The sequence below is a fragment of the Paenibacillus sp. 2TAB23 genome (assembly GCF_052115165.1).
In the GTDB taxonomy this organism is placed as follows: domain Bacteria; phylum Bacillota; class Bacilli; order Paenibacillales; family Paenibacillaceae; genus Pristimantibacillus.
In genome coordinates this window covers 136,724-159,883 of the sequence record NZ_JBFRGD010000019.1, presented here as the reverse complement: position 1 = coordinate 159,883, position 23,160 = coordinate 136,724, and the positions used below count along the sequence as shown (strand labels likewise).

At 47.3% G+C, this 23,160-nt stretch carries 22 protein-coding genes; 4 read left to right on the top strand and 18 right to left on the bottom strand.

Annotated elements, in window-relative coordinates; genetic code table 11:
* Positions 1–120: 120 nt before the first annotated feature.
* The 10 genes from AB4Z29_RS23870 to AB4Z29_RS23825 all read right to left on the bottom strand — a co-directional run bounded on the left by AB4Z29_RS23870 (position 121) and on the right by AB4Z29_RS23825 (position 8,692).
* Entirely contained in the window at positions 121–378 is a 258-nt protein-coding gene (locus tag AB4Z29_RS23870) for a transposase (protein ID WP_441945481.1), read from the bottom strand.
* Between the two features lie 82 nt (positions 379–460).
* Complete coding sequence (locus AB4Z29_RS23865) at positions 461–835, bottom strand: hypothetical protein (RefSeq protein WP_441945480.1); 375 nt, start codon at positions 833–835, stop codon at positions 461–463.
* A 26-nt stretch (positions 836–861) separates the two neighbouring features.
* Complete coding sequence (locus AB4Z29_RS23860; RefSeq protein ID WP_441945479.1) at positions 862–1,509, bottom strand: HNH endonuclease; 648 nt, start codon at positions 1,507–1,509, stop codon at positions 862–864.
* A gap of 133 nt (positions 1,510–1,642) precedes the next feature.
* Positions 1,643–1,783, bottom strand: a complete 141-nt coding sequence (locus AB4Z29_RS23855; protein ID WP_183560203.1) for a hypothetical protein — start codon at positions 1,781–1,783, stop codon at positions 1,643–1,645.
* A gap of 422 nt (positions 1,784–2,205) precedes the next feature.
* Positions 2,206–3,153, bottom strand: coding sequence for a carbon-nitrogen hydrolase family protein (locus tag AB4Z29_RS23850; RefSeq protein ID WP_441945478.1), 948 nt, complete (start codon positions 3,151–3,153; stop codon positions 2,206–2,208).
* A 198-nt stretch (positions 3,154–3,351) separates the two neighbouring features.
* Positions 3,352–4,794: a DHA2 family efflux MFS transporter permease subunit gene (locus AB4Z29_RS23845; protein WP_441945488.1), complete on the bottom strand. Its 1,443-nt coding sequence runs from the start codon at positions 4,792–4,794 to the stop codon at positions 3,352–3,354.
* A gap of 58 nt (positions 4,795–4,852) precedes the next feature.
* Positions 4,853–5,437, bottom strand: a complete 585-nt coding sequence (locus tag AB4Z29_RS23840; RefSeq protein ID WP_441945477.1) for a TetR/AcrR family transcriptional regulator — start codon at positions 5,435–5,437, stop codon at positions 4,853–4,855.
* 147 nt (positions 5,438–5,584) lie between these two features.
* On the bottom strand, positions 5,585–6,211 hold the full coding sequence (locus tag AB4Z29_RS23835; RefSeq protein ID WP_441945476.1) for an FMN-dependent NADH-azoreductase: 627 nt from the start codon (positions 6,209–6,211) through the stop codon (positions 5,585–5,587).
* A gap of 159 nt (positions 6,212–6,370) precedes the next feature.
* Positions 6,371–7,030, bottom strand: coding sequence for a response regulator (locus AB4Z29_RS23830; protein ID WP_441945475.1), 660 nt, complete (start codon positions 7,028–7,030; stop codon positions 6,371–6,373).
* A gap of 9 nt (positions 7,031–7,039) precedes the next feature.
* Positions 7,040–8,692: a GAF domain-containing protein gene (locus AB4Z29_RS23825; RefSeq protein ID WP_441945474.1), complete on the bottom strand. Its 1,653-nt coding sequence runs from the start codon at positions 8,690–8,692 to the stop codon at positions 7,040–7,042.
* A gap of 281 nt (positions 8,693–8,973) precedes the next feature.
* Here AB4Z29_RS23825 and AB4Z29_RS23820 point away from each other — a divergent pair, with 281 nt between their 5' ends.
* From AB4Z29_RS23820 to AB4Z29_RS23805, 4 genes are all read left to right on the top strand, one after another.
* Complete coding sequence (locus AB4Z29_RS23820; protein WP_441945473.1) at positions 8,974–9,915, top strand: ribose-phosphate diphosphokinase; 942 nt, start codon at positions 8,974–8,976, stop codon at positions 9,913–9,915.
* 154 nt (positions 9,916–10,069) lie between these two features.
* Complete coding sequence (locus AB4Z29_RS23815; protein ID WP_441945472.1) at positions 10,070–11,575, top strand: spore germination protein; 1,506 nt, start codon at positions 10,070–10,072, stop codon at positions 11,573–11,575.
* Complete coding sequence (locus AB4Z29_RS23810) at positions 11,572–12,672, top strand: GerAB/ArcD/ProY family transporter (RefSeq protein ID WP_441945471.1); 1,101 nt, start codon at positions 11,572–11,574, stop codon at positions 12,670–12,672. Before AB4Z29_RS23815 ends, AB4Z29_RS23810 begins: the two co-directional genes overlap by 4 nt.
* Positions 12,669–13,796 (top strand): Ger(x)C family spore germination protein, encoded by a 1,128-nt coding sequence (locus tag AB4Z29_RS23805; protein ID WP_441945470.1) that lies wholly within the window; start codon positions 12,669–12,671, stop codon positions 13,794–13,796. Before AB4Z29_RS23810 ends, AB4Z29_RS23805 begins: the two co-directional genes overlap by 4 nt.
* 66 nt (positions 13,797–13,862) lie before the next feature.
* On the opposite strand, the gene AB4Z29_RS23800 is transcribed toward AB4Z29_RS23805, so the two are convergent.
* From AB4Z29_RS23800 to AB4Z29_RS23765, 8 genes are all read right to left on the bottom strand, one after another.
* The gene (locus tag AB4Z29_RS23800; protein WP_441945469.1) at positions 13,863–14,639 is read right to left on the bottom strand and encodes a DUF3891 family protein; all 777 of its coding nucleotides are present in this window, start codon (positions 14,637–14,639) and stop codon (positions 13,863–13,865) included.
* Between the two features lie 29 nt (positions 14,640–14,668).
* Positions 14,669–14,974 (bottom strand): chorismate mutase, encoded by a 306-nt coding sequence (locus AB4Z29_RS23795; RefSeq protein ID WP_441945468.1) that lies wholly within the window; start codon positions 14,972–14,974, stop codon positions 14,669–14,671.
* Positions 14,975–15,207: 233 nt separating this feature from the next.
* Positions 15,208–16,323 carry an LLM class flavin-dependent oxidoreductase gene (locus AB4Z29_RS23790; RefSeq protein ID WP_441945487.1) on the bottom strand — a complete coding sequence of 372 codons (1,116 nt, stop codon included), beginning with the start codon at positions 16,321–16,323 and terminating at the stop codon, positions 15,208–15,210.
* A 261-nt stretch (positions 16,324–16,584) separates the two neighbouring features.
* A complete protein-coding gene (locus tag AB4Z29_RS23785; protein WP_441945467.1) occupies positions 16,585–17,412 on the bottom strand; it encodes a carbohydrate ABC transporter permease in 828 nt (275 codons plus the stop codon).
* Positions 17,409–18,293, bottom strand: a complete 885-nt coding sequence (locus AB4Z29_RS23780) for a carbohydrate ABC transporter permease (RefSeq protein WP_441945466.1) — start codon at positions 18,291–18,293, stop codon at positions 17,409–17,411. Before AB4Z29_RS23780 ends, AB4Z29_RS23785 begins: the two co-directional genes overlap by 4 nt.
* Before the next feature lie 93 nt (positions 18,294–18,386).
* On the bottom strand, positions 18,387–19,679 hold the full coding sequence (locus tag AB4Z29_RS23775; RefSeq protein WP_441945465.1) for an ABC transporter substrate-binding protein: 1,293 nt from the start codon (positions 19,677–19,679) through the stop codon (positions 18,387–18,389).
* A 101-nt stretch (positions 19,680–19,780) separates the two neighbouring features.
* Entirely contained in the window at positions 19,781–20,842 is a 1,062-nt protein-coding gene (locus AB4Z29_RS23770; RefSeq protein ID WP_441945464.1) for a response regulator transcription factor, read from the bottom strand.
* On the bottom strand, positions 20,820–22,616 hold the full coding sequence (locus tag AB4Z29_RS23765; protein ID WP_441945463.1) for a sensor histidine kinase: 1,797 nt from the start codon (positions 22,614–22,616) through the stop codon (positions 20,820–20,822). The genes AB4Z29_RS23770 and AB4Z29_RS23765 overlap by 23 nt, the downstream gene beginning before the upstream one ends.
* Positions 22,617–23,160: the final 544 nt, after the last annotated feature.

Below are 23,160 nucleotides of genomic sequence, written 5' to 3'. Positions count from 1 at the left end.
GTTATTGAGTGTGAACCACTTGCAGCCAGAATGGATCGTCTTTTTGACGAGCGTCTTAAACTTTCCCTAAAACCAAAAATTGGTTAATCAACAGACCTGTACTTTGTACAACGTAGCCCCTCAGGCGGCAGCACATGTGAGGTTTCTATTGCACTTTCTGCATCGTAGTCTCCAATATAGCTCATCTTGTTTATAAACCTTAACCCAGTCTCTAACCGTTGTATCATGCACACTAATCTCCTTGGCTGCTTCCGAATCGGTTGATTCTTCAGCCATAATACGCAGGACGACCTGCTCCTTAAATGCTTTGTCGTATTCCTTTCCTTGTCCCGTTTGAACCCCTCCGTGATTTATTATAGATGTTTTCTTCGTGTCCATCTATTCGGGCAAGGTCAGACATCTATTCGCATGGACGTATAGGGCGGAGTTTCGGTCAACTAAGAGCCTTAAGATAAGCGCTTTAAGCTAGCGCTTTTCGTTTTGTGTTTTTGCGCTTTGCGCTTTGCGTTTTGCGTTTTGCGTTTTGCGTTTTGCGTTTTGCGTTTGCGTTTTGCGTTTTGCGTTTTGCGTTTTGCGTTTTGCGCTTTGCGCTTTGCGTTTTGCGTTTTGCGTTTTGCGTTTTGCGTTTTGCGTTTTGCGTTTTGCGTTTTGCGTTTTGCGTTTTGCGTTTTGCGTTTTGCGTTTTGCGTTTTTCATTTTTGTGTTTTTGTGTTTTTGTGCTTTTGTGTTTTGCGCTTTGCGTTGTGATTTTTGAGCTTTGTGTTTTAGTTTCGAGTTTTAAGTATTTGTTTTGACTACGAGTTTTGACAATTCGATGCGAAACTATTGTGCACACCAAAAAGGACCTGTTCGCAAGGAGAATCATTCCTTGAAAAAAGGTCCTTCGTTGTTCATGAAAGCATGCAGGTCCTGATCGGCTTTGGACTGGTTGCAGGCGTTGCAGGCACACACGCAATTGAGCGGAGTGGTATGTCCGCCTTTCGCGCGAGGCAGCATATGATCAATCGTATCGCCGAATTCACCGCAAAAATAACAAATGTGGTTATCTCGCTCCAATATATACCGCCGAAACTCCTTATTGCTGAACAAGCGTCTAATCGTATGCCGGTTGACGATAACCGCAGCTTGCTCTTTAATAAGCGTTACTGCAAGCTCCAGCTCTATTTCCTGGTACCATCGCCGTCCCTTGTCCGTCTTCCCCCTCATCCAAATTGTGCCCTGGCGCGTTTTCTTCAGCGCTGCCGGGTCGTTAGGAAGCGGTATCGTAGGCATGTGCGGCATGGTGCGCGGCTTTCGCGCTTTTTCAATTTCTGTTTTGACTTTCTCGCCTTGAACGGCAATAGTCGGCGGCTCAAGCTTCGCTATCCGAGCCTTTCGGCATGTACTGCATGCGCCGCGCCGTGATCCTGCACTGGCACGTCTGCCTGTTCGGCGCAAAAACTCTGACAGCGGCCTCATCTGCTTGCAGCTTGCACAAGGCTTTGTAACTAGGGGTTCGGTTTCATCCATCGGCTATTCCGGGCTTGCCTTGCATGCATGCAGCGCCCGTCTACTTCCCCTCATGTTTTTCTACTATTGTAGCACTAATTTATACTCGAAGGGAGTATGAGCCGCGCTTGATGGATGAATCCGTACGATTGGATTAAAAACGATTGCCATTATCCTCTGAATCATGATCCTCCCACCTACGGGAATAGGCTTTATTCGTTATCCAAAAGGTTATCCACGCTAAAATAGCAACAATGATGCCCGCCGCAATCCATACGCCAACTGGCACTTCCATTTGATCATCTCCTCCAAAGTTTTGCGAAGCAAACGCTTAGTTTTGTGATACAAAACTTGCTTCGTAACCATATTCTTAGTTTTGCGAAGCAAAACTGCTTCGTAAGCAAACGCTTAGTTTTATGATACAAAACTTGCTTCGTATCCATATTCTTAGTTTTGTGAAGCAAAACTGCTTCGTAAGCAAACGCTTAGTTTTATGATACAAAACTTGCTTCGTATCCATATTCTTAGTTTTGCGAAGCAAAACTGCTTCGTAAGCATATCCTTTGTTTGGCGAAGCCAAACTTGCTTCGTAAGCATATCCTTTTTTTGGCGAAGCCAAACTTGCTTCGTAAGCATATCCTTTTTTTGGCGAAGCCAAACTTGCTTCACTTGCATTCATCTTTTTTCGCTAAGCAGGCATAGCCGCATCTACAACATTCAGCTAAAGCTTACGATGTTTTGCTTGGCTTCATTAACCTGCAGCTGGAATACGTCGGGTCTATTGTAATGTCCTGCAGCGTCGAAGTCGAACCGACTTGCCGTAACGGATGCCATATCCAGATCCGCATAAATAACGGTCTCCGTATCGTATACTGGCTCAGCTACATATTCGCCCAAAGGACCTACGATCGCGCTGCCTCCTCTGCAAAGAATAGTTGGATCATTTGCAAGCTCAGCATATCCGTTGAGGCTCTCCGGATAGGATTCCTTGGTGGCGAACTGGTTGCTCGACAGCACGTAACATCTACCTTCGCAAGCGATATGCTTAAGGGTTGCCTGCCATGTATCGCGCGCATCAGCTGTCGGCGTTACCAATATATCGATACCTTTGGCATACATCGCCATTCGCGCAAGCGGCATATAGTTTTCCCAGCAAATCAAGCCGCCAATACGCCCAAAAGGTGTATCAATAACGGTCAGGGTACTTCCGTCTCCTTGTCCCCATAATAATCGTTCGGAGCCTGTCGGAATCAGCTTGCGGTGCTTGCCAAGCAGCTTGCCGTCGGGACCAATGTATACGATGCTATTGTATAACGTTGATTGACTGTATTCTTGGTCGCGCTCTACAACGCCAATAATCAAATAAACGCCTGCTTCTCTTGCAATCTCTCCTAATAGGTCCGTGTCCGTACCGGGAATCGTAATTGCACTGCTCCCATATTTTGCCCAATCCTCGCGTCCTTCCATCGTTCGGCTGCCTACCCTGGCGCCAAAGGAAAACCCCCGCGGGTAGCCGCCAATAAATACTTCTGGAAACAGCAGCAGCTTAGCACCATTTCCTTTAGCTTCTTGGACGTATGCCGCTATTTTTCGAAAGGCAGATTCTTTATCGAACAAAATAGGAGCTGCTTGTACGACGGCTACCTTAACCTTCTGCTCACCCATATCGTCAATCGTCTCCTTTTCCATGCAGAACAACATAATTAACCGATTGCAATAGGTTTAGCATACCTCCGAGTCGACTTGCTGTAACCGTCCAATTGGTTGTTAATGCACCCAACCAATTTATCGCTGCATACAAAAAAGACGTTAGCTGTTTGGCTAACGTCTTTTCCTGCGGCTAACTTCTAATCGCGCTAAAAACTAATGCTGTTTCTCAACATGAACTCGTTTAATAAACAAAGCTACGATCAAGCCAACGATAGCGACTACCATCGCGAAGATAAATGCATTCTGAATGCCGGCTGTCATGGCAAGCGGTGCATTGGCCGGATCTGTCGGATCAGCGACATCCTTCATAAAGCTGTTCATGCCTGCGGTCATAATGCTTACCGCTACTGCTGTTCCGATCGCGCCTGCGACCTGCTGCAGCGTGTTCATGATTGCCGTACCGTCTGGATACAGCTCGCGTGGAAGCTGATTAAGACCATTCGTCTGAGCTGGCATCCATACCATCGAAATACCGATCATGAGGCATGAATGCAGCACAATGATCAGCGCGATTGTGGAAGCAGTCGTAATGCCCGAGAAAAACCAAAGTACGGCTGCAACGATAGCAAGCCCAGGTATGACCAGCCATTTCGGACCGAATTTATCGAACAAGCCGCCCATGATGGGAGACATAATCCCATTAATAAGTCCGCCTGGCAGCAGGATAAGCCCCGCTGTCAATGCACTTAGACCTAGACCGCTAATCAAATACATCGGCAGTACAAGCATCGATGACAGGATGACCATCATACAGATAAAGACCATCAGCGTTCCCACAACGAACATCGGATGCTTAAAGGCACGCAAATTCATCATCGGCTGCTTCATCATAATCTGGCGAATCGCAAATATAACAAGTGCAACGATACCGATAATCATAAACGAAACGACCTTCGTGCTCGTCCAGCCGCCTTCTCCTTCACCCGCGCTGCTGAATGCAAACACAATTCCGCCAAAGCCGAGTGTCGAGAATACGAGCGAAAAAATATCGATTTTCGGTTTTGTAATCGTAGATACGTTCTGCATAAACATAATGCCGAACAGAAGCGCAATAACCAAGAACGGCAATGATAGCCAAAAAATCCAATGCCAGCTCAAATTTTCAATAAGAAGACCAGCAATAGTAGGACCTACTGCAGGAGCAACCATAATAACGAGCCCGATTACTCCCATTGCTGCCCCGCGTTTTTCAGCAGGGAATATAATGAGAATCGTATTGAACATGAGTGGAAGAAGAAGTGCCGTGCCAATCGCTTGAATAACGCGTGCTGTCATCAGCACCTCAAAGCTTGGCGCAAGCGCGGCCACAAGCGTGCCGAGCACTGAAAAGCTTACCGCAGCGATAAACAGCTGCCTGGTGGAGAACCATTGCAGCAGCAGCCCTGATACGGGTACTAAAATACCAAGTGTAAGCAAATACCCGGTAGTCAGCCATTGAACTGTCGGTGCCGTAATGTTGAATACTTCAATTAAATCGGTAAGCGCTACGTTTAACGCCGTTTCACTGAACATCCCGACGAAACCTGCTAAAAGCAGGGATATCATAATGGGTACAACTTTAAATTTCTGCCCTGCCTGTTGTTTCGTTTCTGTCATTGTTGCTTGCAAGCATTCCACTCTCCTATTTCTATCTATCTTTGTACATGTCCCTCAATCAGAAGGAGGGACATTGATTTATGACATACGGTACACATTTCGCTGCTGTAAGAAGCGGCTGCTTGTCGCGATTCGTCAGCGTAAGGATGAGCGCACCTTCCAAAAGCGAGATAATAACGACTCCGATTTCCTTCGCTTTCCCCTGCTCCATGCCAGCGGCAATCAGACGGTCAGAAATGACCGCTTGCCATGCGGCAAACACAGCTTGTCCCGCACTCCTAAGCTTCTCGCTGATCGACGACGTTTCCACCGCCATCCAGAAGCTAAACGGCATGTAGCCTTTATAATTACACTTCTCGGCATCCTCCGCCATATCTAGGACAAATGACTGAACAGCATCAGAAGGCTCATCGAACTCAGCGAACTTGCTGGACCACTTCTCGATCACAAGATCTCTCGTGCAGTTAATACATTCCAGCGCCAGCTCTTCCTTACCATCTGGAAAATAATAATAAAGCGAGCCCTTCGGACAATCGCTCTCTTTAATAATTTGGCTCAACCCCGTTGCATGATACCCTCTCGTGAAAAAAAGCCTTGCTGCCGTCTCAAGGATAATTTGTCGCGTATTTATTTTTTCTGACATCCATTCACTCCTCGATTATAACGATTGGTCTATATAATTTATACATGCTCAGACCTATCAAGTCAACCTTTTAATAAAGGAAATTTGCCTGTAGACGCAGAAAACAGCCGAACGTTAGTCCGGCTGTCTCTAATAAGGAGTTAGAAATTAGAATCCTGCTGCCACTTTTTTCGCTTGCTCAAGGCCAGTTGCTACGATAGCTTCCGCTTGGTCAGGCAATTGGTTGTGTCCTTCGATAATGACACTCTCAAGGTTCTTCACGCCGTAGAAGCCCATTACGTTGCGAATAAAGTTGAATGCCATTTCTGCGCCAGCAGCAGGGCCTTCGGAATAGATGCCGCCGCGGGCATTAAGAAGCGCTACTTTTTTGTCAGGGATTAGACCGACAGGACCCTCAGCCGTGTAGCTGAACGTTTTGCCAGCTTGCGACAGGTAGTCGATGTATGTGTGCAGAACAGCTGGAACCGTGAAGTTCCAAAGCGGGAATGCGAATACGACTTTATCAGCTGCTAGGAATTGGTTGATATATTTATCGGAAACCGCTACAGCAGCTTGCTCGCCCTCAGTAAGGTCGTAGCCGCGTGCTGCTTTAAAGTTGCCGTTAATCATATCTGCATTCAGATATGGCAGCTCTTCTTGGAACAAATCAAGCTCAACGACTGTATCCTCAGGATGGCTAGCTTTGTAGCTGTCCAGAAATGCATGGTATAGTTTAACGCTAGTTGCCATTTCAATTCCGCGATCGTTTGCTTTAACAAATAATACTGTACTCATTTTGTGTTTCCCTCCAGGATATATGATTTACTTTTAGTAAGTACCTTTATTGTATATAGTTTTTCGGGGGGAAACATCGGCAATTAGGCTGAAAAATAATTAAAAAAAGTCAGAATAGACGGAGACGTGGTCTTACGACTATAGTCTGACTGTGATGCGTTATTCGCTTTCATTCATTAACTGCACAGCGTAAATCGCAGCTTGCGTACGATCAGTCATATTAAGCTTGCTCAAAATGCTGCTTACATGCGTTTTTACCGTTTTCTCCGCTACTGTCAGGGCGGATGCAATGTCCTTGTTGCTCATGCCTTTCGTAATCAACTGCAGCACTTCAAGCTCACGCGGCGTTAACTGCTCCATTAATTCGCGGCCAGGACCCTCTTTAACAGGTTGGGCATTCGGTGCAACCTCCGCCAACAGCGCGCTCGCAATGTCGGGATGGAGCTGGATATTACCCTTATAGGCACTGCGTATCGCTTCAGCAAGCTGATCTGGCTCCACATCCTTCAGCATATATCCGATTGCGCCTGACTGAAGTGCCGGCACAATATGACTGCGGTCAGAGAAGCTTGTCAGCACGAGTATTTTAATATGGGGATTCTGCTTGGCGATCAACGTGCTTGCTTCAATGCCATCCATAATCGGCATGTTGAGGTCCATCAGAATAATATCTGGATTTAGTTCCTCCGCTTTCTCCACCGCTTCTTGCCCATTGTGCGCTTCGCCGACCAATTCAAAATCCGGCTGCATATTCAGAAAAAAAGAAATGCCTTTCAAAACAATTTGATGATCGTCAACTAAAAGGATTTTGATCTTCACTGCCGCTCCTCATTCCTCGTCCCACGTTTCTGTTTCGGTCGCGACCGGAATTGTAGCCTTTACGCTGGTCGAACGTCCTTTGGTGCTTGTGATAGATAATTCACCGCCGAGCGTCTCAGCCCGCTCCCTCATGGTTAGCATCCCCATGGTCAGCTTGCCCTTACGCTTCTCTGGTGAAAAACCGCGTCCCTTGTCTATAATTTCAATGCTAGCAAGCCGCTCGGACTTCATTAACCGCACATGGACGGTTTCTGTATCGGCGTGCTTCTTTACGTTATTCATAGCCTCCTGCCCAATTCGCCAGAATGCTTCTTCAATCGCACGGGGCAGCTCGCGTACGCCTTCCACATGCTCATAAACGGTTAATCCCATGTTCTTTCCATACTGCTTCAAAGCCGTCAGCAGGCCATGCTCCAAGCCGGCCGGACGGAGCTGCCAGATCAGTGTACGCATTTCTTTCAGCGTTTCTTGGGACAGCTGCCTAATTTCTTGGAGCGAGCGTTCGACGATCGGCTCCTTGCCGGCAAGAACGGTTTCCGCGCCTTTAGCAAGAAATGACAACGAGAAGATTTTCTGAATGACGGAATCATGCAGATCTCGCGCCATCCGATTCCGCTCTTCCATGCGTGCCAACTCGCGCCTCTGTTCGTATACGCGAAGATTCTCAACGCTTAGCGTGAAATGATCACCTAATGAATATAAAAAATCTTCCAAATAATCGTCAAACTGCCTGCCTAGCTCACTGCTAATAAACAACACGCCTATCGGTCTGCTCCTAATCCGAAGGGGAATAGCTACAGCGGATGAAAAGGGCGGGATGCCGATCGATGACAGGGATGAGCTCGGCACCTGATGACAATTCGATAAGGTTACGATTCGATTCTCGCGGAAAGCCGTACTGACTGTCCCGCCTTGATCAATCTCAAGCGTCAGCCACTCTTTCTTCACATGCTTATCCGTATATGTCGCCCGCAGCGACAATTGCTGCTGCTCATACATAAACAACGAGACATGCTGCCAATTGAACGTATCTCCGATATGTCTGACAGCTTGGAGCGGCAAGTTGTTAATATCCTGGATCGCGTTTATTCGCTGAATGACATCGCCAAGCTTGGCATAATGCAGCGCATGCCTCTCCTGCACCTGATAGAGCCGAATCCGCTTAATCGCTGTTCCGATCTGATAAGCCACAGCTTGAAGCAGTGCCAGCTCCTCCTCGGAGAAATGGCTTTTCCCTGTCTGAGCAACGTTTAATAGACCGAATCGATCCGTCCCAGCATGGAGCGGTACCGTGGCATGATGAGAAATGCCCTCCGTATCGCCCAGCTCATTGTTTATGGCATATGTAATTCTCGAGCATTCTATAATATTGACTGCTTGCTCCAGCTTGTTTTGCTTAAAGCGCTCAACGCACCAGCACAAGGAGCCGCACATCACTTCCTGATTGTTTGCTCGCAGGCCTTCCGGCAAATTATGGGTAGCTACACATATTTCTTCGCTGTGGCTGTCCATCATGAACACCCAGCCAGTCGTAAAGCCTGTTACCTGAAGCAGCTTGGCAAGCACGTCGTTCAGCATTTCATCCATATCATTCGTGCTGTTCAGCGTTTCAGCGATCTCCTTCAACGCAACTAGCTCATAAGCTCTGATTTCTGCGGACATGCCCCCACTCCCTTCTTAGCAACCATTATACACCCGCCCTTTTTGCAAAAACAGAGCTCTTTTCCAGCAGTGCTTCCATCCCGCGGCCTTGTCATCGTTTGAGCTCGCTCTTACTTGGAAAAACTGCATTTGATCAAAGAATATATCCGGCGGCTTCCAATCCGAGATTAATAGCTGAAATATTTGTTCTCATTATATTTGTTCTCATTTGCTTTGTTTGTTATGATTGAGCAAAGACTGTCGTAATCTGATGAATTTTGTTTATCTTTAAGGAGGAACACATGCAAAAGGTTAAAATATTTTCCGGCACCTCAAACGAAAGACTGGCCGCCGAATTGTGCAAAGAGCTGGATCTTCCGCTCGGCAATGTTGCGATTTCGAGACTGCAAAGCGGTGAAATACACGTATCCTACGGAGAATCCATTCGTACCTGCGATGTTTTTATCGTCCAATCGCTTTCGCACCCTGTCAACGAGCATTTGATCGAGACGCTTGTCATGATCGACGCTGCCAAACGCGCTTCAGCCAAAACGATCAATATCGTCATGCCTTATTACGGGTATGCAAGGCAGGAGAGAAAGTCTGCACCGCGCGAACCGATATCGGCTAAGCTAGTTGCGGATGTCCTGACGACTGTCGGCGCGAACCGAATCATTACCGTCGACCTGCATGCCGACCCGATTCAAGGTTTTTTCGATATACCTGTCGATCATTTAACCGCGTTGGATCTGATCATCGAATATTTAAGAGAGAAAAAGATTACGAATCCAGTCGTCGTATCTCCGGACGCGGGAAGGGCCACGACAGCCGAGAAGCTTGCAGGCCTGCTTGATTGCCCATTTGCTATTATGATTAAAAACCGGCCAGCGCACAATCAATCGGAGATCACGCATATTATCGGCGACGTAGAAAACATGACGCCGATTATTATCGAGGATTTAATCGACACGGGAAGCACGATCGTCAACGTGGTAGAGGCGCTTAAGAAAAAAGGCGCGCATGATTCATACATATGTGCTACGCATGGTCTTTTCTCAGCCAATGCGCTAGAGAAGCTTGACCACCCGAACATTCGCGAGGTAGTCATCACCGATACGATCGATATCGGAGAAGAACGGTCCAATAAGTTCGTTGTATTGCCTATGTCACCGCTGCTCGCTACCGCCATCAAGATCATTACCGAAGGCGGTTCGATCGCAACGTTGTTTAAAGCAGGCACCTAAGCAGACAGCACGGTTTGCTCAATTTCATGAAGCTATAGAAATACCTCCTTGCTTAGCTGCACGGGGGTATTTTTTTTGCCGTGAATAACCATGGAAAACCGTGGCAAAATAAAAAACCAACAAGATCGAGAAGACGGGACGGTGTGAACGCGCTATGGTTGATCAGTCAAAAGAGAATAAACCTGACTATACAGCTGTCATCCGTTCCAATCTCGAAGAAAACATTCAACATATACATCGCTTATTTTCGAATACATCCGATTTAATTATTCGGAAATTTACTATTAATCAAACAAACGAGCAGGCAGCAATCATCTACATAGACGGGCTTACTGACAGGCCTACCATCAATAACGGTGTTTTGCATCCCCTTCAGAACTATTCAGAAACCGGCAAGCCGGGCGACGAGCTAATGATGTCCGTCGGCCACATCGAGAGGGAATATAAATTCCAGCAGGCAGAAGCCTCCGTGCTGCACGGCAACAGCTTGCTGCTTATTAATGGACGTGAATACGCTTATATACTCGGAACAGGCGGCTGGCCGCAGCGGGCGATTGAGGATCCTCAAATGGAAGCCTCGCTCAAAGGCGCCCACCAGGGTTTTGTGGAGACCAGCGGATTAAATATCGCTATGATTCGCCGCTATCTTCCGAACCGGGAATTAAAAATGAAACGCCTTGTCGTCGGAGAACGTGGACAGACCAATGTTACGATCCTCTATTTGGAAGACGTTACGAATACCACTCTGATCAGCGCCTTGGAGAAGCGGATTCAGCAGGTTGACGTAGATGTAATTCTGAATACGGGAGAACTGTCCGAGCTGATAGAGGATAATCCTTTCTCTCTTTTTCCTCAGTTTGTATTGACCGAACGGCCTGACTCTGCCGCTTCGCAGCTATTGCAAGGAAGATGCGTCGTTGTCGTGGACCGCTCACCTAGCGTGCTGGTAGCGCCAGTTAGCTTCTTTTCGTATTTCCAAAGCATTGACGATTACAGCACTCGCTGGTCCATCGCTACTTTTCTGCGGTTTCTGCGCATGTTTGCCTTTGTAACTGCGACTTTTTTGCCTGCTTTCTATATCGCGGTCGCTTCCTATCACTTTGAGATCATTCCTATGAAGCTGCTGCTCACGCTCGGTGAATCGCGAGGCCAAGTGCCATTTCCTCCGTTCGTGGAAGCCATCATCATGGAAATCACACTGGAGATGCTGCGCGAAGCCGGAGTGCGGCTGCCTGCGCCCGTCGGTCAGACGGTTGGCATCGTAGGCGGTATCGTGCTCGGACAAGCAGTCGTGCAGGCCGGATTAATCAGCAATGTCATGGTTATCGTGGTTGCGTTCACCGCGATCTCCTCATTCATTCTGCCCAACTATGACATGGTCGCGGCAGTACGCTTAATTCGCTTCATTCTCATGATTCTGGCATCACTGTTTGGGTTCGTAGGAATCATAATCGGCTTGATGACGATGATCGCCCACCTATTAACGCTTAAATCGCTTGGGATGCCCTATGGCATTCCGCTTGCCCCTGTCAGGTTCTCTGATTGGAAGGATACCCTTGTGCGTGCGCCGCTATGGCTACTAGACAAACGTCCCAAAAGCACAATTTCCAAGCAAGACACACGAAAGGCCACCAGAAATCCACGGGAGGAAAAGCCTTGATTCAAACAGACAAAAATTCCATTACGTTTTTGCAATTTGTTTTTATCATCTCTGGCATTCAGATCAGTGTTGCCGTGCTCTCCCTGCCTAGAAAGCTAGCGGAAGCAGCTGGCTCTGATGGTTGGATGGCTTTGCCTCTTGGTTTCGTGCTCAATCTTATTTGCAGCTATATCATCGTATCGGTAATGAGAAAATGCTCTGAAAAAACGTTGATAGACGCGATTTCCACCATGATGGGCAAATGGATTGGGAAAGCGTTTGCACTTATCATCGCTCTTTACTTTTTCCATCTGATGTATGACGGCCTAGTTCGTGCGATTCTTATTGTGAAAATCTGGCTTATGCCGAATACGCAAGCCTATGTACTTATGCTGCTCCTTTTGTTTCCCGCCTACAAGGTGGCATTGGGCGGGCCGCGAATTATCGGGAGATATGCGGAGTTTGTTGCCGTTATTTCCTGCTGGCTGCCCTTTGTTTATTTGTTTACGCTGAAATATGCCCATTGGCTAAACTTATTGCCATTTCTGAAAGAAGGCTTCCAGCCCGTTTTATATGCGGTGAAGGAAACGATCTATCCGACCCTCGGACTTTCCGCCGTGTTCATTTTGTATCCTTATTTAAAAAACAAGGAAAAAGCAGCTTCCGCTCTTTTTCTTTCCAACGCCGTCACAATGTCGGTTTATATGTTCATTACGATTATTTGTTTCATCTATTACAGCCCCTATGAAAGCAAGTACTATAATGACCCGATTATCAGCATTCTCAAAACGATCGAGTTCCGGTTTATCGAGCGAATCGAGGTCCCGTTCATTTCGTTTTATTTGTTCGTATTCTCGCTCGTTTGGATTCCATGCATGTACATCGTATCTTACTGCATAAGGCAAATTTTCGAATTGGACAGCCATCGTACGCCGCTTCGAATCCTTTGCGCCTTGCTTATCATTGGCACCTATTTCTTCATACCAACCTTCAATCAAAGCGATAAGTTGCAGCACTGGCTGATCTGGTTTGGCTTCAGCATGGAATACATACTGCCCAGCCTATTGCTCATTTATATCATTCTATATAAACGGCTGCGCCCTAGGAGCATCTTATGAATAGGCGTCACGTTCCCGTCAAGCTGCTCGCTCTGATTGCCGCGTCCTTCTTCCTATCCGCTTGCGGAGATCAATTAACATTAGAAAACGCATCTACGCCTTTGGCACTCGGCTTGGATTTGGATGAAAACGAAAAGTTTCATTTTTACTCCTCCGCACCGGTATTCAGCAAAAACATCAAGAAAAAAAGCCAGGAATTTTCGGATCAAGCAGAGACGCTTCGCCAATCCAAAGCGATTCAAGATTCGCATTCGGCAGGATCTGTCCAGGGAAGAAACTTTCAGGTCATTCTGCTTGGCAGGCATATGCTCCAATATGATGACTGGTTCAGCATGCTCGACGTTATATTCCGCGATGCCCGCAATACGGTCACAGACCGCATTATAGCAGTTGACGGCCCCGTGAACGAGCTTCTTTACTTAAATCCGCCCGACCAGCCGCTGCTGCCGATTCTGCTTCGAACCATGGTCGATACGAAAACCAAAAAGTCGGAAACCTATTCGACGACTGCGCAAGAGCTCCATCGGCAATTCCTTGAAAAAGGTGTCACGCCATATATCGCTGAGGTCAAGGTCGTCAACAATCAAGTGCAATTAAAAGGTAGCGCGTTATTAAATGAACAGGGCAAATACAAAATGTCCTTGAACGCGCAGGAAACCATTCTGCTGAACATCATGCAAAAGCAGGCCGACCCTGGCTTCAGCCTCTCCTATCGCATCCCCGGAAAACCGGTCAAATTGCCGTTCGCGACCAATATGCTGAGCTTTACGGGTGGAAAGGTTAAAACAAAAATAAAAACGGCTTACAAAAACGGCAAATTCATGTTCGATATTCATATCAAAATGACGGTAGGCCTCTCGGAGCATCTATTTCCCATCGACGTCGCGAATGATGCGGCACCGCTAGAGAAGCAGGTTTCTGGACTGATACAGGATCAGGTTGAAGGGATAATCAAAAGGCTAAAAAAGAATAAAATCGATCCGATTGGGCTTGGCGTATATGCAAGAGCCTTTCAATATGCCCAGTTCAAGCAGGCACAGGACAATTGGGGAGACGCCGTCTCGCAGGCAGACTTCAAAGTAAAGGTCGATTTGAAAATCGGAGCTATGGGTCCGGTCAAATAAAACAACAAAGGCGCTCCCTCCTACTACTCAGGAAACGCCTCTTGCAAGTATTCTATTCAATTCCAGCTATTTCGGGACAAACTGTATGCGATGCTCGCGATGCTCAGCCATTTGGTAGACTTGCGCTATCCCATCCTTGGCAGCGGCCGCTTTGTTTACTTCCTTATATGAAAGGGTCGATTCAACGGTTCTGCTGAACGGATACGGCTCCAGCGCGATCGTCCGTTCATCTTTCCATTCCGCGATCAAGCTCGTTCCGCCCGTGCGGTCGAACCAATACGGAAATCCACTTGCAAACCACTCGTAGTGCTCGCGAGGCGTCCCCGGCCGCTCCATGCATGCAAACAAGGATAGCTCGTCGCAAAGCAGCAGCGCTTTGGCATGCTCCTGGAGCAGCTTCACGTTTAACTGCAATTTCTCCAAGATAACGCTTTGCCGTGCAAACTCGCGCTCGACAAAGGAGATCGTATCTTCGTTGCGAAATCTTTCGGCCAGCGTTGTGTAAAGAATGCTGCCCAGCAGCGCTGCATATTCACTTGTTTCCTGCAGGCGGTCGATTGCCTTGGAGTAGAAGACGAAACGTATATTCCCTGGAAAATCACGGAACGAAAATGGAGCGTTTGCCGCATCGTTCCAAAGCGGAATTCGGTCAAGCTCAACCCAGCTGCTATCATGCTCATAAGCAGCCAGATTAAGCTCATCCCGTCTATCCTCGCTGCCGAACAGCTCATTCGCCCAAGCCGTGACAAGATCGCCAGATATTCTGGCATGGTCATGCTGCGCAATTAAGATGTATGAGTTCTCTTTCTCGTATACGATCAACGTTACCATTCCTTTCTTCATGAAATAAACGGTAGATTCTCACATGCGATTTAAATGATAGGTACGCTCTCTTTATGGGCTTGCTCTATTTCCTTATGTCTGGCGATCGCTAAATCCATGATGCAACGGTAAATGACTGAAGCATGCTCTCCGTCGAGTTCCCGGCTCTCCGCCAGACGCCTTATCTTATCAAATTGCTGCTGTTCGCGGTCGGAGTCCTGAGCAGCAAGCTTATGGGTTGCCTTATAAATACCCACTTCCTCCGTCAGTTGAAACCGCTTTGCAAGCAAGGAAATCATTTCTTGGTCCAATTGGTCTATGCCTTGTCTTAACTCATCTAGCTTGGAAGCCTTCATGCGCCTCTCCCTTATCTGTCAGTTTTCCTATTATTGTACCATCTCAGAAGCCGTTCAGCTATTGAGATTGCCTTTTATTCATAAGCCATCCAAAAAAACTGACGTATATTGCTGAAAGTCACTGGATTTCTTTTCATGCATGTATCTATTTGAAGCAGCTAAACAACAGAAAAAGGACCGCAACAAGCCTAATCGCAGCTCGTAACCATCCTTCAGATTGAATATCAAATTAATTAACGCACGCTTTCCATGGTCGATTTGCGCAGCTCTCTGCGAACAACCGGCATGACCTTAGCGGCAAGCAGCTCGATGGAAGCGGCAACCTTCGAGAATGGAATGCCTCCGATATCGAACTGAGCCATGAAGCGGTTATGTCCAAACAGCTCATGCTGCGCTAATATTTTCTCGACTAAGAGCTCAGGACTGCCTACGGCTAGCGCGCTCAATGGATTCGCAAGCGAATCGAACTGCTCGCGGGTCATCGGCTCGCCCCTGCCTTGACCGCTCATGAAGCTGCTCACATAATTCGCGTAGTAGGGATAATATTCAGCCAATGCCTTCTCATTCGTGTCCGCGATATAAGCATGGCTTGTAATGGCGACCCGCAATGCCTCAGGCTTATGACCAGCTTGAACGCCTGCAGACCGGTACGCTTCAACAAGCGGCTTGAACCTTGCCGGATCGCCGCCAAGAATCGCAAGCGCCATACCGGTACCCGATTGGCCGGCAAGCTCTGCGCTTTGCGGGGTGCCGCCAACGCCGACCCACACAGGCAGACGAGGCTGGAGAGGGCGCGGCGCAATTTCTGCATCCGTCAAGGCCGAACGGTAGCGTCCGGACCAGCTGATCCGCTCTTGCTCATTCAGCTCTAGCAGCAAACCGAGCTTTTCTTGAAACAAAGCCTTATAGTCGCTGAGCTCGAAACCAAACAACGGGAACGACTCGACGTATGCGCCCCTGCCTACGATGATTTCGGCACGTCCATCCGATAACAAGTCCAACGTAGAGAAGTCTTCGAACACGCGAACCGGATCCGCTGTGCCCAGCACCGTAGTTGCACTTGTCAGCTTTATCCGTTTTGTAGCATGTGCAATGGCAGCTAATACGACCGGAGGGGAGGATAATACGAAGTCAAGGCGATGATGTTCGCCAACGCCGAACACGTCAATGCCTGCCTCATCGGCAAGCATGGCTGCGGCTATAATTTCTTTCATCCGAGCACGCGGGCTTGCCAATAATCCGTTGACGGGGCTCGCGCTTAAATCCCCCAGCGTATAGATGCCGAATTCAAAATCAAAGGGCTGCTTCTCTGTAGGAAGTAAGCCGGACTGATGTGTTTCCTCTTTGATGACTAACACCACTTTCGTTCATTTTCATGCGGTAAATCAATCGTTATTTATACTGCACTGTTAGTTACTATTCGTAAGTAATGATACATAAGTAATTTAATTTCGTCAAGGTAATATGCCTATTGCTATGTACCAACACCTATTAGCTTACGCAAAAAAGGCTGAAGCAAGTCAAGCCTGCTTCAGCCTTTGAATGAATCCGCCTTATTTACCGAAGGGAATCAAGGACGCCGTTTTGCGGCTCGTGAGGTCTCACGCCAATTAGCCTTTGACCGCACCTTCGGCAATGCCGTGCATAATGAATCGTTGGAAAAAGGAGTAGATGATGATAACGGGAATTGCCGTCAGTACGAGTGCCGCCAGAATAAGCGCCCACTCCTTGTTATACTCTCCGAAGAGCGTATTCGTCGACAGAATCAACGTGTAGTTCTCAACGTCCGTCAGCATTAAGAGCGGCAGCAGGAAATCATTCCATATCCATAGGAAATCAAGAATCGCAATCGTGACTGTAATAGGTACGAGCAGCGGAAAAATAATGCGAAAAAACGTTTGATATTCGTTGCAGCCATCGATCTGCGCAGCTTCCTCAAGTTCTCTCGGGATCGACTTTACGAAGCCATGGTACAAAAACACAGCCATGTTGACGCCAAGTCCGATGTAGATGATCGCGAGCCCGTAGGTAGTGCCTTGCACCGATAACGCTTTAGCCATTCTTGTTAGCGGAATCATAATCGAATGGAACGGAACGAGCATAGAAGCGATAAACAAGAAGAAGATGATGCTGCTTATTTTCCCGCTGGTACGAGATAGCTTATAGCCGGCAAGCGACGCGCATAACACGATGCCTCCAATGCCGATTACCGATATAATGATTGAATTGAGCGTGCTGTTGAGCAAATTGATTTGTTTAAATGCGTTCACGTAGTTATCGAATGAAATGCTCGTAGGCAAAGAAACGAATGATGCGAACATCTGCCCCTGAGTCTTGAAAGAATTGATCACCGCTAAGTAAATAGGGAAAAAGGAGATGGCCGCTGCGATGGACAGCAGAACCGTGATGAGAATCGACGTTGATTTTTTCTGATTCATGCTTCCAACTCCTTTTTCTTCATGACTTGAATTTGAATCAATGTGAAAATGAGGATGATGACGAACAAGATAACCGATTTGGCACTTGCATACCCATATCGGAAGTTGTTCGAGAAGGCCTCCTCATAAATATTCATCGTAATGACCTGCGTGCTCCGCCCAGGACCGCCGCCGGTTAAGCCGTACACGACCTCGAACACTTTGAATGCACCATTCAAGGTTAAGAAGAAACAGATCGTAATCGCATGCGATATCATCGGAAGCGTGACGTTCCGGAACGTTTGGAAAGCGGAAGCGCCGTCGATTACCGCTGCCTCCTTCAAGCTTTGCGGCACGCCTTGCAGGCCTGCCAAATAAATGATCATCATGTACCCGACGCCATTCCAGAGAGACACGGTCAATATGGAGAAAAAGCTGATTTTAGGATCGCCGATCCAAGCCTGGTCCAAAAACGAGATGGCCGTTTTTTCGGCAATTTGCGGAATAACCTGCGCGAACACAAATGTCCACATAAAAGCGCTGATAATAGTAGAGATCATATTGGGCATAAAGAAGATCGTACGGAAGAAGCCCTTCGACCTTTTGCGTGATTCAATAAAAACGGCTAGCAGCAGAGCGAATACATTTTGCAGCACGACCATGAACAGCACGTATTTCAACGTGAAGAATATCGAAGATACGAAATCAGGATCTTCCTTAAGCGCCTCGACGAAGTTTCCGAAGCCAATGAAATCATAATCTCTATTTAATCCGTTCCAATCCGTGAAGCTGTAGTACATGCCCCCAAGCGTTGGAATTAGCAGGAAGACGGCATATAAAATAAATGCAGGCCCGACGAATGTGAACAGCGAGATGTATTTTTTGTAGCTCTTGATCGGCACAGTATCCGCCCCTCTCCTATGTGTCTCTAAGTATAGAAAGGGATGAAGCGAAGACGGGAAACCTTCTCCTCTTCATCCCTAGGCATATCTACGTTACTTGTTTACTTTGTTGTACGATTTCCACGCTTTATCAAGCGCTTTTAGCACATCGTCCTGTGAAATCTGGCCGGCATAGTACGCTTGCAGGCCTTTGCCTACCTCGTCTTTAACAGCTTGCGGTATAGCTGGATCCTGATAGGATTTTCCTTCTTTTACGTAAGCTGTCGCGTCATTCACCCATGGATAGCTTTCATAGGTATGAACGGTAGCAAGCGGGTTGAACTTCAGCGCTTGGAAGAAACCGTTCGAAGCTGTATCGTCAAGCACGTAGTTCATGAAATCAAGCGCAACCTCTTTATTTTTAGTCGTCTTGGATACAGCCAGCGATGTGGATGCGCTCAGGTTAATCAAAGTCGCGTTAGGATCGTCGTTGATTGGCAGCGGAGCCACTCCGAAATCCAAATCCGGGTTCGATTTCAGAATCGTTTCCGCGTACCAAGGACCTTGCAGCCACATTGCGCCTTTGCCTGCAGCGAACGCCGCCGCGCCGTCATCGCCGCCCACCTCTGTTGCTTTCTCCGTGCCATTGGCATTGATGAGATCAAAAATATCGAACATCTCTTTCATTTCCGTGAAGGAGCCTTCATCCTTGTTCATGCGATCAATGAAGTCTTTATCCTTCGTGTTGATAATCGCGCCAGCCGCCAGCGGCAGAACCAATTGCGGAATCCATGCTTCTTTATAAGAGAGCACAAATGGCGTTACGTTATTGGATTTCAGCTTCTCGACAACGGCTTTCATTTCCGTTAATGTCGTTGGCGGCGTCAAGCCTAGCTCCGTGAATATTTTTTTGTTGTACAGGTAGCCCCAAGACAAGGTTTCAAGAGGCAGCGCTACAACCTTGCCGTCCGTTGTCGTCACGGATGGTTTGACGCTGTCAAGCAGCTTGCCCGCGAAAGGCTGGTCGGACAAGTCCTCCAAGTATCCAGCTTTATAGTAGGAAGGAATTTCGTTGATCGCATGCAGCGCAAAAATATCAGGCGCATCATTCGAAGCCAATCTTGTTTTCAAGATTTGAGCAGCGTTATCGGCAGTCGGCATTTCCAATTGAACGGAAACGTCGATATTTTTCTCGGCTTTTTCTTTCGCTACAAAATCCGCGATATATTTGTCATAATGCTCCTTGAAGCGCGGCTGCGCGATGAACATTTTCAGCTTGACGCTTTTGGCCTCGCCGCCGCTTGCCCCTTCATTCGTGCTTCCCGCGTTATTTGCATTATTGCCGCAGCCTGCAAGCAGCGTAGTAGCGAGTACGGTAACCAGTAGACCCTTGAACATTTTTTTCATCTAATTTGACCTCCCAGAAGCTTGTTTTGTTTACGCTTTCATTGTAATGGATTTTTGAAAGCGTTTAATTGGACGGAATTAGACACTTTCGTTGGACAATTTTAAACCTCGCTGTTTTTTCTCATTTCGCCTGGCGCGATGCCAAAATGCTTTTTAAATACACGGTAGAAATAAGTGATATCCTCATAACCCGCCATCTCTGCGATCGCTTTAATTGGAATGGTTTCGTCGAGCAGCCACTCCTTTGCCTTCACCATGCGCAGATGCAGCATATAATCCGTTACATTGCGGCCATACTCCTGCTTGAACATTTTGCTTAAATACTCCTTGCTCACGAAAAAAGCTCTTGCCAGCTGTTCTAATGTTACCGATTCGGCATAATGCTTATCCATATAGTGCCGTACCTCGTCCAAATTTAATTTGTTTTTGAATTTGCGATGCAGGATGAGCTGCTCCAAGGCTTCCTCATAATAAAGAGTGAGAAACGTGCATGTCGCTGTACAGGACTCTAACACCTCTTGTCCATAAATCGTGTTCAATCCATCGCTGTCCTGCGAGTTGGCGATCATCAGCTCTTTTAGCAGCAGAAGCATTTCTTGAATCACTTGCTCCAGCATAGCCGGCTTACCGTTTCCGTTCCGCTCGATCTCATTCATCATCTGGGTAAGAGTAGCTGCTGCGCCTTCCTTATTCAGTTCATTGTAATGGGACTTTACGAGCTGCTTATATGTGCCGAGCGTTATGGAAATATCCAAGTCCAGCGACCAAGCCCCGCGATCCAATGGCGCGGCTTCAAGACTATTTTTGCAATGGAGCAGCGCCGTATTAAGCTCCTTTGGATCTACGGGCTTTAGCAAATAGTCCATCGCTTTGTATCGCAGAGCATGCTTGGCATATTGGAAGTCATCATAGCCGCTTACGACGATCGTCTTAATCTGAGGAAATCGGTCGTTAAGCAGCTGAAGCAGCTGAACGCCGTCCGTTCCAGGCATCCGCATATCGGTAATGATGATATGCGGCTCCAGCTCTTCCGTCTGCCGAAGCGCATCCTGTCCATCCTCCGCTTCCCCTGCAATGACCATGCCAAGCTCCTCCCACTCCCCAAAGGCTTTAATAATATCCCTTGTCCAGCTTTCATCGTCAACGATCAATACTTTTATCACCCAGCTCACCTCTTCCTTCCTTTGGTATGATTACCGTTACCAGCGTTCCTGCTCCATGCTCGCTCTCTACCGTTATCCCGTATGATGTCCCGAAATGCATCGCAATGCGGGAAGCAACATTCTGTATGCCGATGCGGTTGCCTCTCGTCCACACCTGTCCGCTCTGATTGTTCAGCCTCCGCTCCAGATCCGCGAGCTTCTTCTCTTGAATGCCCACCCCGTTGTCTTGAATGCGAATATGCACCGAATCCTGCACATGCGCGACGGAGACAGACAGCTCCCAGCTTCCCGATTTATTCTCCAAGCCATGGAAGAATGCATTTTCCACAATGGGCTGAAGGGTAAGCTTCGGAATCGAACAGGCAAGCGCAAGCTCGTCGATATYGATCGAATAGCTGAGCCTCGAAGAGAAACGCTGATTCTGAATGAGCATGTAATTATTTAAGTGCTCCATCTCCGCTTTTAGGCTAGCAAGATCGTTAGGGTCTCGGATGACATAGCGAAACATATCGCTTAATGATCTAATGATTTCGTAGCTTTCTGCTGGTTTTTTGGTGAACAGCATGCTGCCGATCATCTGAAGCGTATTTTGCAAAAAATGGGGATTAATTTGCGCCTGCAGCGCCTTAAGCTCCGCTGTTTTTTTCTCGAGATTCATGCTGTACTCCGTCTTGATATGTTCTCTAATCCGGTAGGACATGTTGTAGAGCTTCGTCTCCAGAAGTCCGATCTCATCCACGCGGTTGCTTTGCGGCAGCTCCGTTTCTTTGATCAAGCCAAGACCTTGCATCGAACGCGCCAGTGTGACGATTGGCGTCGCCGTACGCCATGCGAGTAGAATCGCAATCAGAATCGATACGGCGATAGAGATCGCACCAACAAGAAGACCAAATCGCATGGTCGATTGCGCGCTTTTGTTAATAAAGCTGGTAGGTATAATCGTGACAAGCTTAAGGCCTACCGGATCGATAGTATTATAAAAAACATAAGCCTTAGGCAGCTTGAAGTAGCCTTGTCCGCCAGTGGCGTGCTTTACGCGGTCCATAATTTCAGGGGAGGGGCTTTCCCCGATAGGCTGATAAAGCACGCTGCCGTCATCGCCTGCAATCAGTACCCTATGCTCCTCGCCTCGACCGATCAAAGCGAGTGTCTGATCCAGCATGGACCACCGGATATTCAATGAAATACCGCCAAGCTTATCGCGGTTTTCGAACCGGTTAATGCTTCGGACCAGTTGGAATTGTCCGTCATCGCCGCTTGTCGATTGAATAATGAAGTCTTTATTTTCGTCAAACAGCCTCTTATAGGGTGAAGGGATAACTTTCGTAGACTTAAGGTCGTACTGGTTGGCATTGATATTAAACAGCTTGCCCGGCTCTCTCAAATAAAGTCCGGCTCCGACGACGTGATTGCCCGCAGAGTAAAATAAATTGTTGAGCGTGTCCATTATATTTTTTTGCGCGGCATAGGGATTGTACAGCACCGAGCCTTCCGTGCTCGCCAAATAATCGCTCAAATGCGGGCTGATCAGCACGGTATAGATAAGGTTGTTAAGCTGCGCGAATTGCTCTCCCAAATAAATGCCTGTCCACTTCATATTGGACAAATTCGTACTTATAACTTCCGTCTCCATCGATTTGCGGTTATTCTCAGCCGCCAATGCCGTTACCGCAATAATGGGTACAACCGATAAAAAAATCATCGTAAAAATTAATTTGTTGCGGATGCTTCGGCGGAATGGGTCCGTCAGCAGCCTAAATAGTTTGGAAATCATAGCTGTACATCTCCTCCAATGATTTCGAGCCAATATGGCGCAAAAAACTAACGCCTAGTAATTGATGGCGTTAGTCTGCTTGCATTCGTCATCCGATGGGGATCACGTTCGTATGAAAGGGTTCGGGCTCGAGCTGGAATTGCAGCCTTGTGCCACCGATGGCTAAGCGCCATATTCCAATAAATATAAGCGTTTACGACGTTCGTAAATTAATGCTGGTACAAATGAAATACGTATCGGGCATAAAACCATGTATTTTCTGATTTTCTTCTGTGCTTGACCACCATTGTATCCGTTTCTGTTCCATTCCCGCAAACCCAACTCCCTGTAAGCGTTTTTCATTATAACAGCTGGATGTAAGCGTTTAATTAGACATATTTAATTCCTGCAGTTGGACAATATTAAACCAAAAAAGCTAACTGCGTTTTTTTCTCCCATAATGTCAAGGAATCTTACCTTATGCAACAATTGAGACGATTACACATTAATTTTGTCGTACAAACAGATTATTCCCGATTCACACATACATTTAAAACAAGGTTTA

Excerpts from the sequence above, each read along its gene's own strand:
- AB4Z29_RS23870 (WP_441945481.1), bottom strand. The coding sequence starts at position 378 with ATGGACACGAAGAAAACATCTATAATAAATCACGGAGGGGTTCAAACG.
- AB4Z29_RS23860 (WP_441945479.1), bottom strand. The coding sequence starts at position 1,509 with ATGGATGAAACCGAACCCCTAGTTACAAAGCCTTGTGCAAGCTGCAAG.
- AB4Z29_RS23855 (WP_183560203.1), bottom strand. The coding sequence starts at position 1,783 with ATGGAAGTGCCAGTTGGCGTATGGATTGCGGCGGGCATCATTGTTGCT.
- AB4Z29_RS23850 (WP_441945478.1), bottom strand. The coding sequence starts at position 3,153 with ATGGGTGAGCAGAAGGTTAAGGTAGCCGTCGTACAAGCAGCTCCTATT.
- AB4Z29_RS23845 (WP_441945488.1), bottom strand. The coding sequence starts at position 4,794 with ATGACAGAAACGAAACAACAGGCAGGGCAGAAATTTAAAGTTGTACCC.
- AB4Z29_RS23840 (WP_441945477.1), bottom strand. The coding sequence starts at position 5,437 with ATGTCAGAAAAAATAAATACGCGACAAATTATCCTTGAGACGGCAGCA.
- AB4Z29_RS23835 (WP_441945476.1), bottom strand. The coding sequence starts at position 6,211 with ATGAGTACAGTATTATTTGTTAAAGCAAACGATCGCGGAATTGAAATG.
- AB4Z29_RS23825 (WP_441945474.1), bottom strand. The coding sequence starts at position 8,692 with ATGTCCGCAGAAATCAGAGCTTATGAGCTAGTTGCGTTGAAGGAGATC.
- AB4Z29_RS23820 (WP_441945473.1), top strand. The coding sequence starts at position 8,974 with ATGCAAAAGGTTAAAATATTTTCCGGCACCTCAAACGAAAGACTGGCC.
- AB4Z29_RS23815 (WP_441945472.1), top strand. The coding sequence starts at position 10,070 with ATGGTTGATCAGTCAAAAGAGAATAAACCTGACTATACAGCTGTCATC.
- AB4Z29_RS23805 (WP_441945470.1), top strand. The coding sequence starts at position 12,669 with ATGAATAGGCGTCACGTTCCCGTCAAGCTGCTCGCTCTGATTGCCGCG.
- AB4Z29_RS23800 (WP_441945469.1), bottom strand. The coding sequence starts at position 14,639 with ATGAAGAAAGGAATGGTAACGTTGATCGTATACGAGAAAGAGAACTCA.
- AB4Z29_RS23795 (WP_441945468.1), bottom strand. The coding sequence starts at position 14,974 with ATGAAGGCTTCCAAGCTAGATGAGTTAAGACAAGGCATAGACCAATTG.
- AB4Z29_RS23785 (WP_441945467.1), bottom strand. The coding sequence starts at position 17,412 with ATGAATCAGAAAAAATCAACGTCGATTCTCATCACGGTTCTGCTGTCC.
- AB4Z29_RS23775 (WP_441945465.1), bottom strand. The coding sequence starts at position 19,679 with ATGAAAAAAATGTTCAAGGGTCTACTGGTTACCGTACTCGCTACTACG.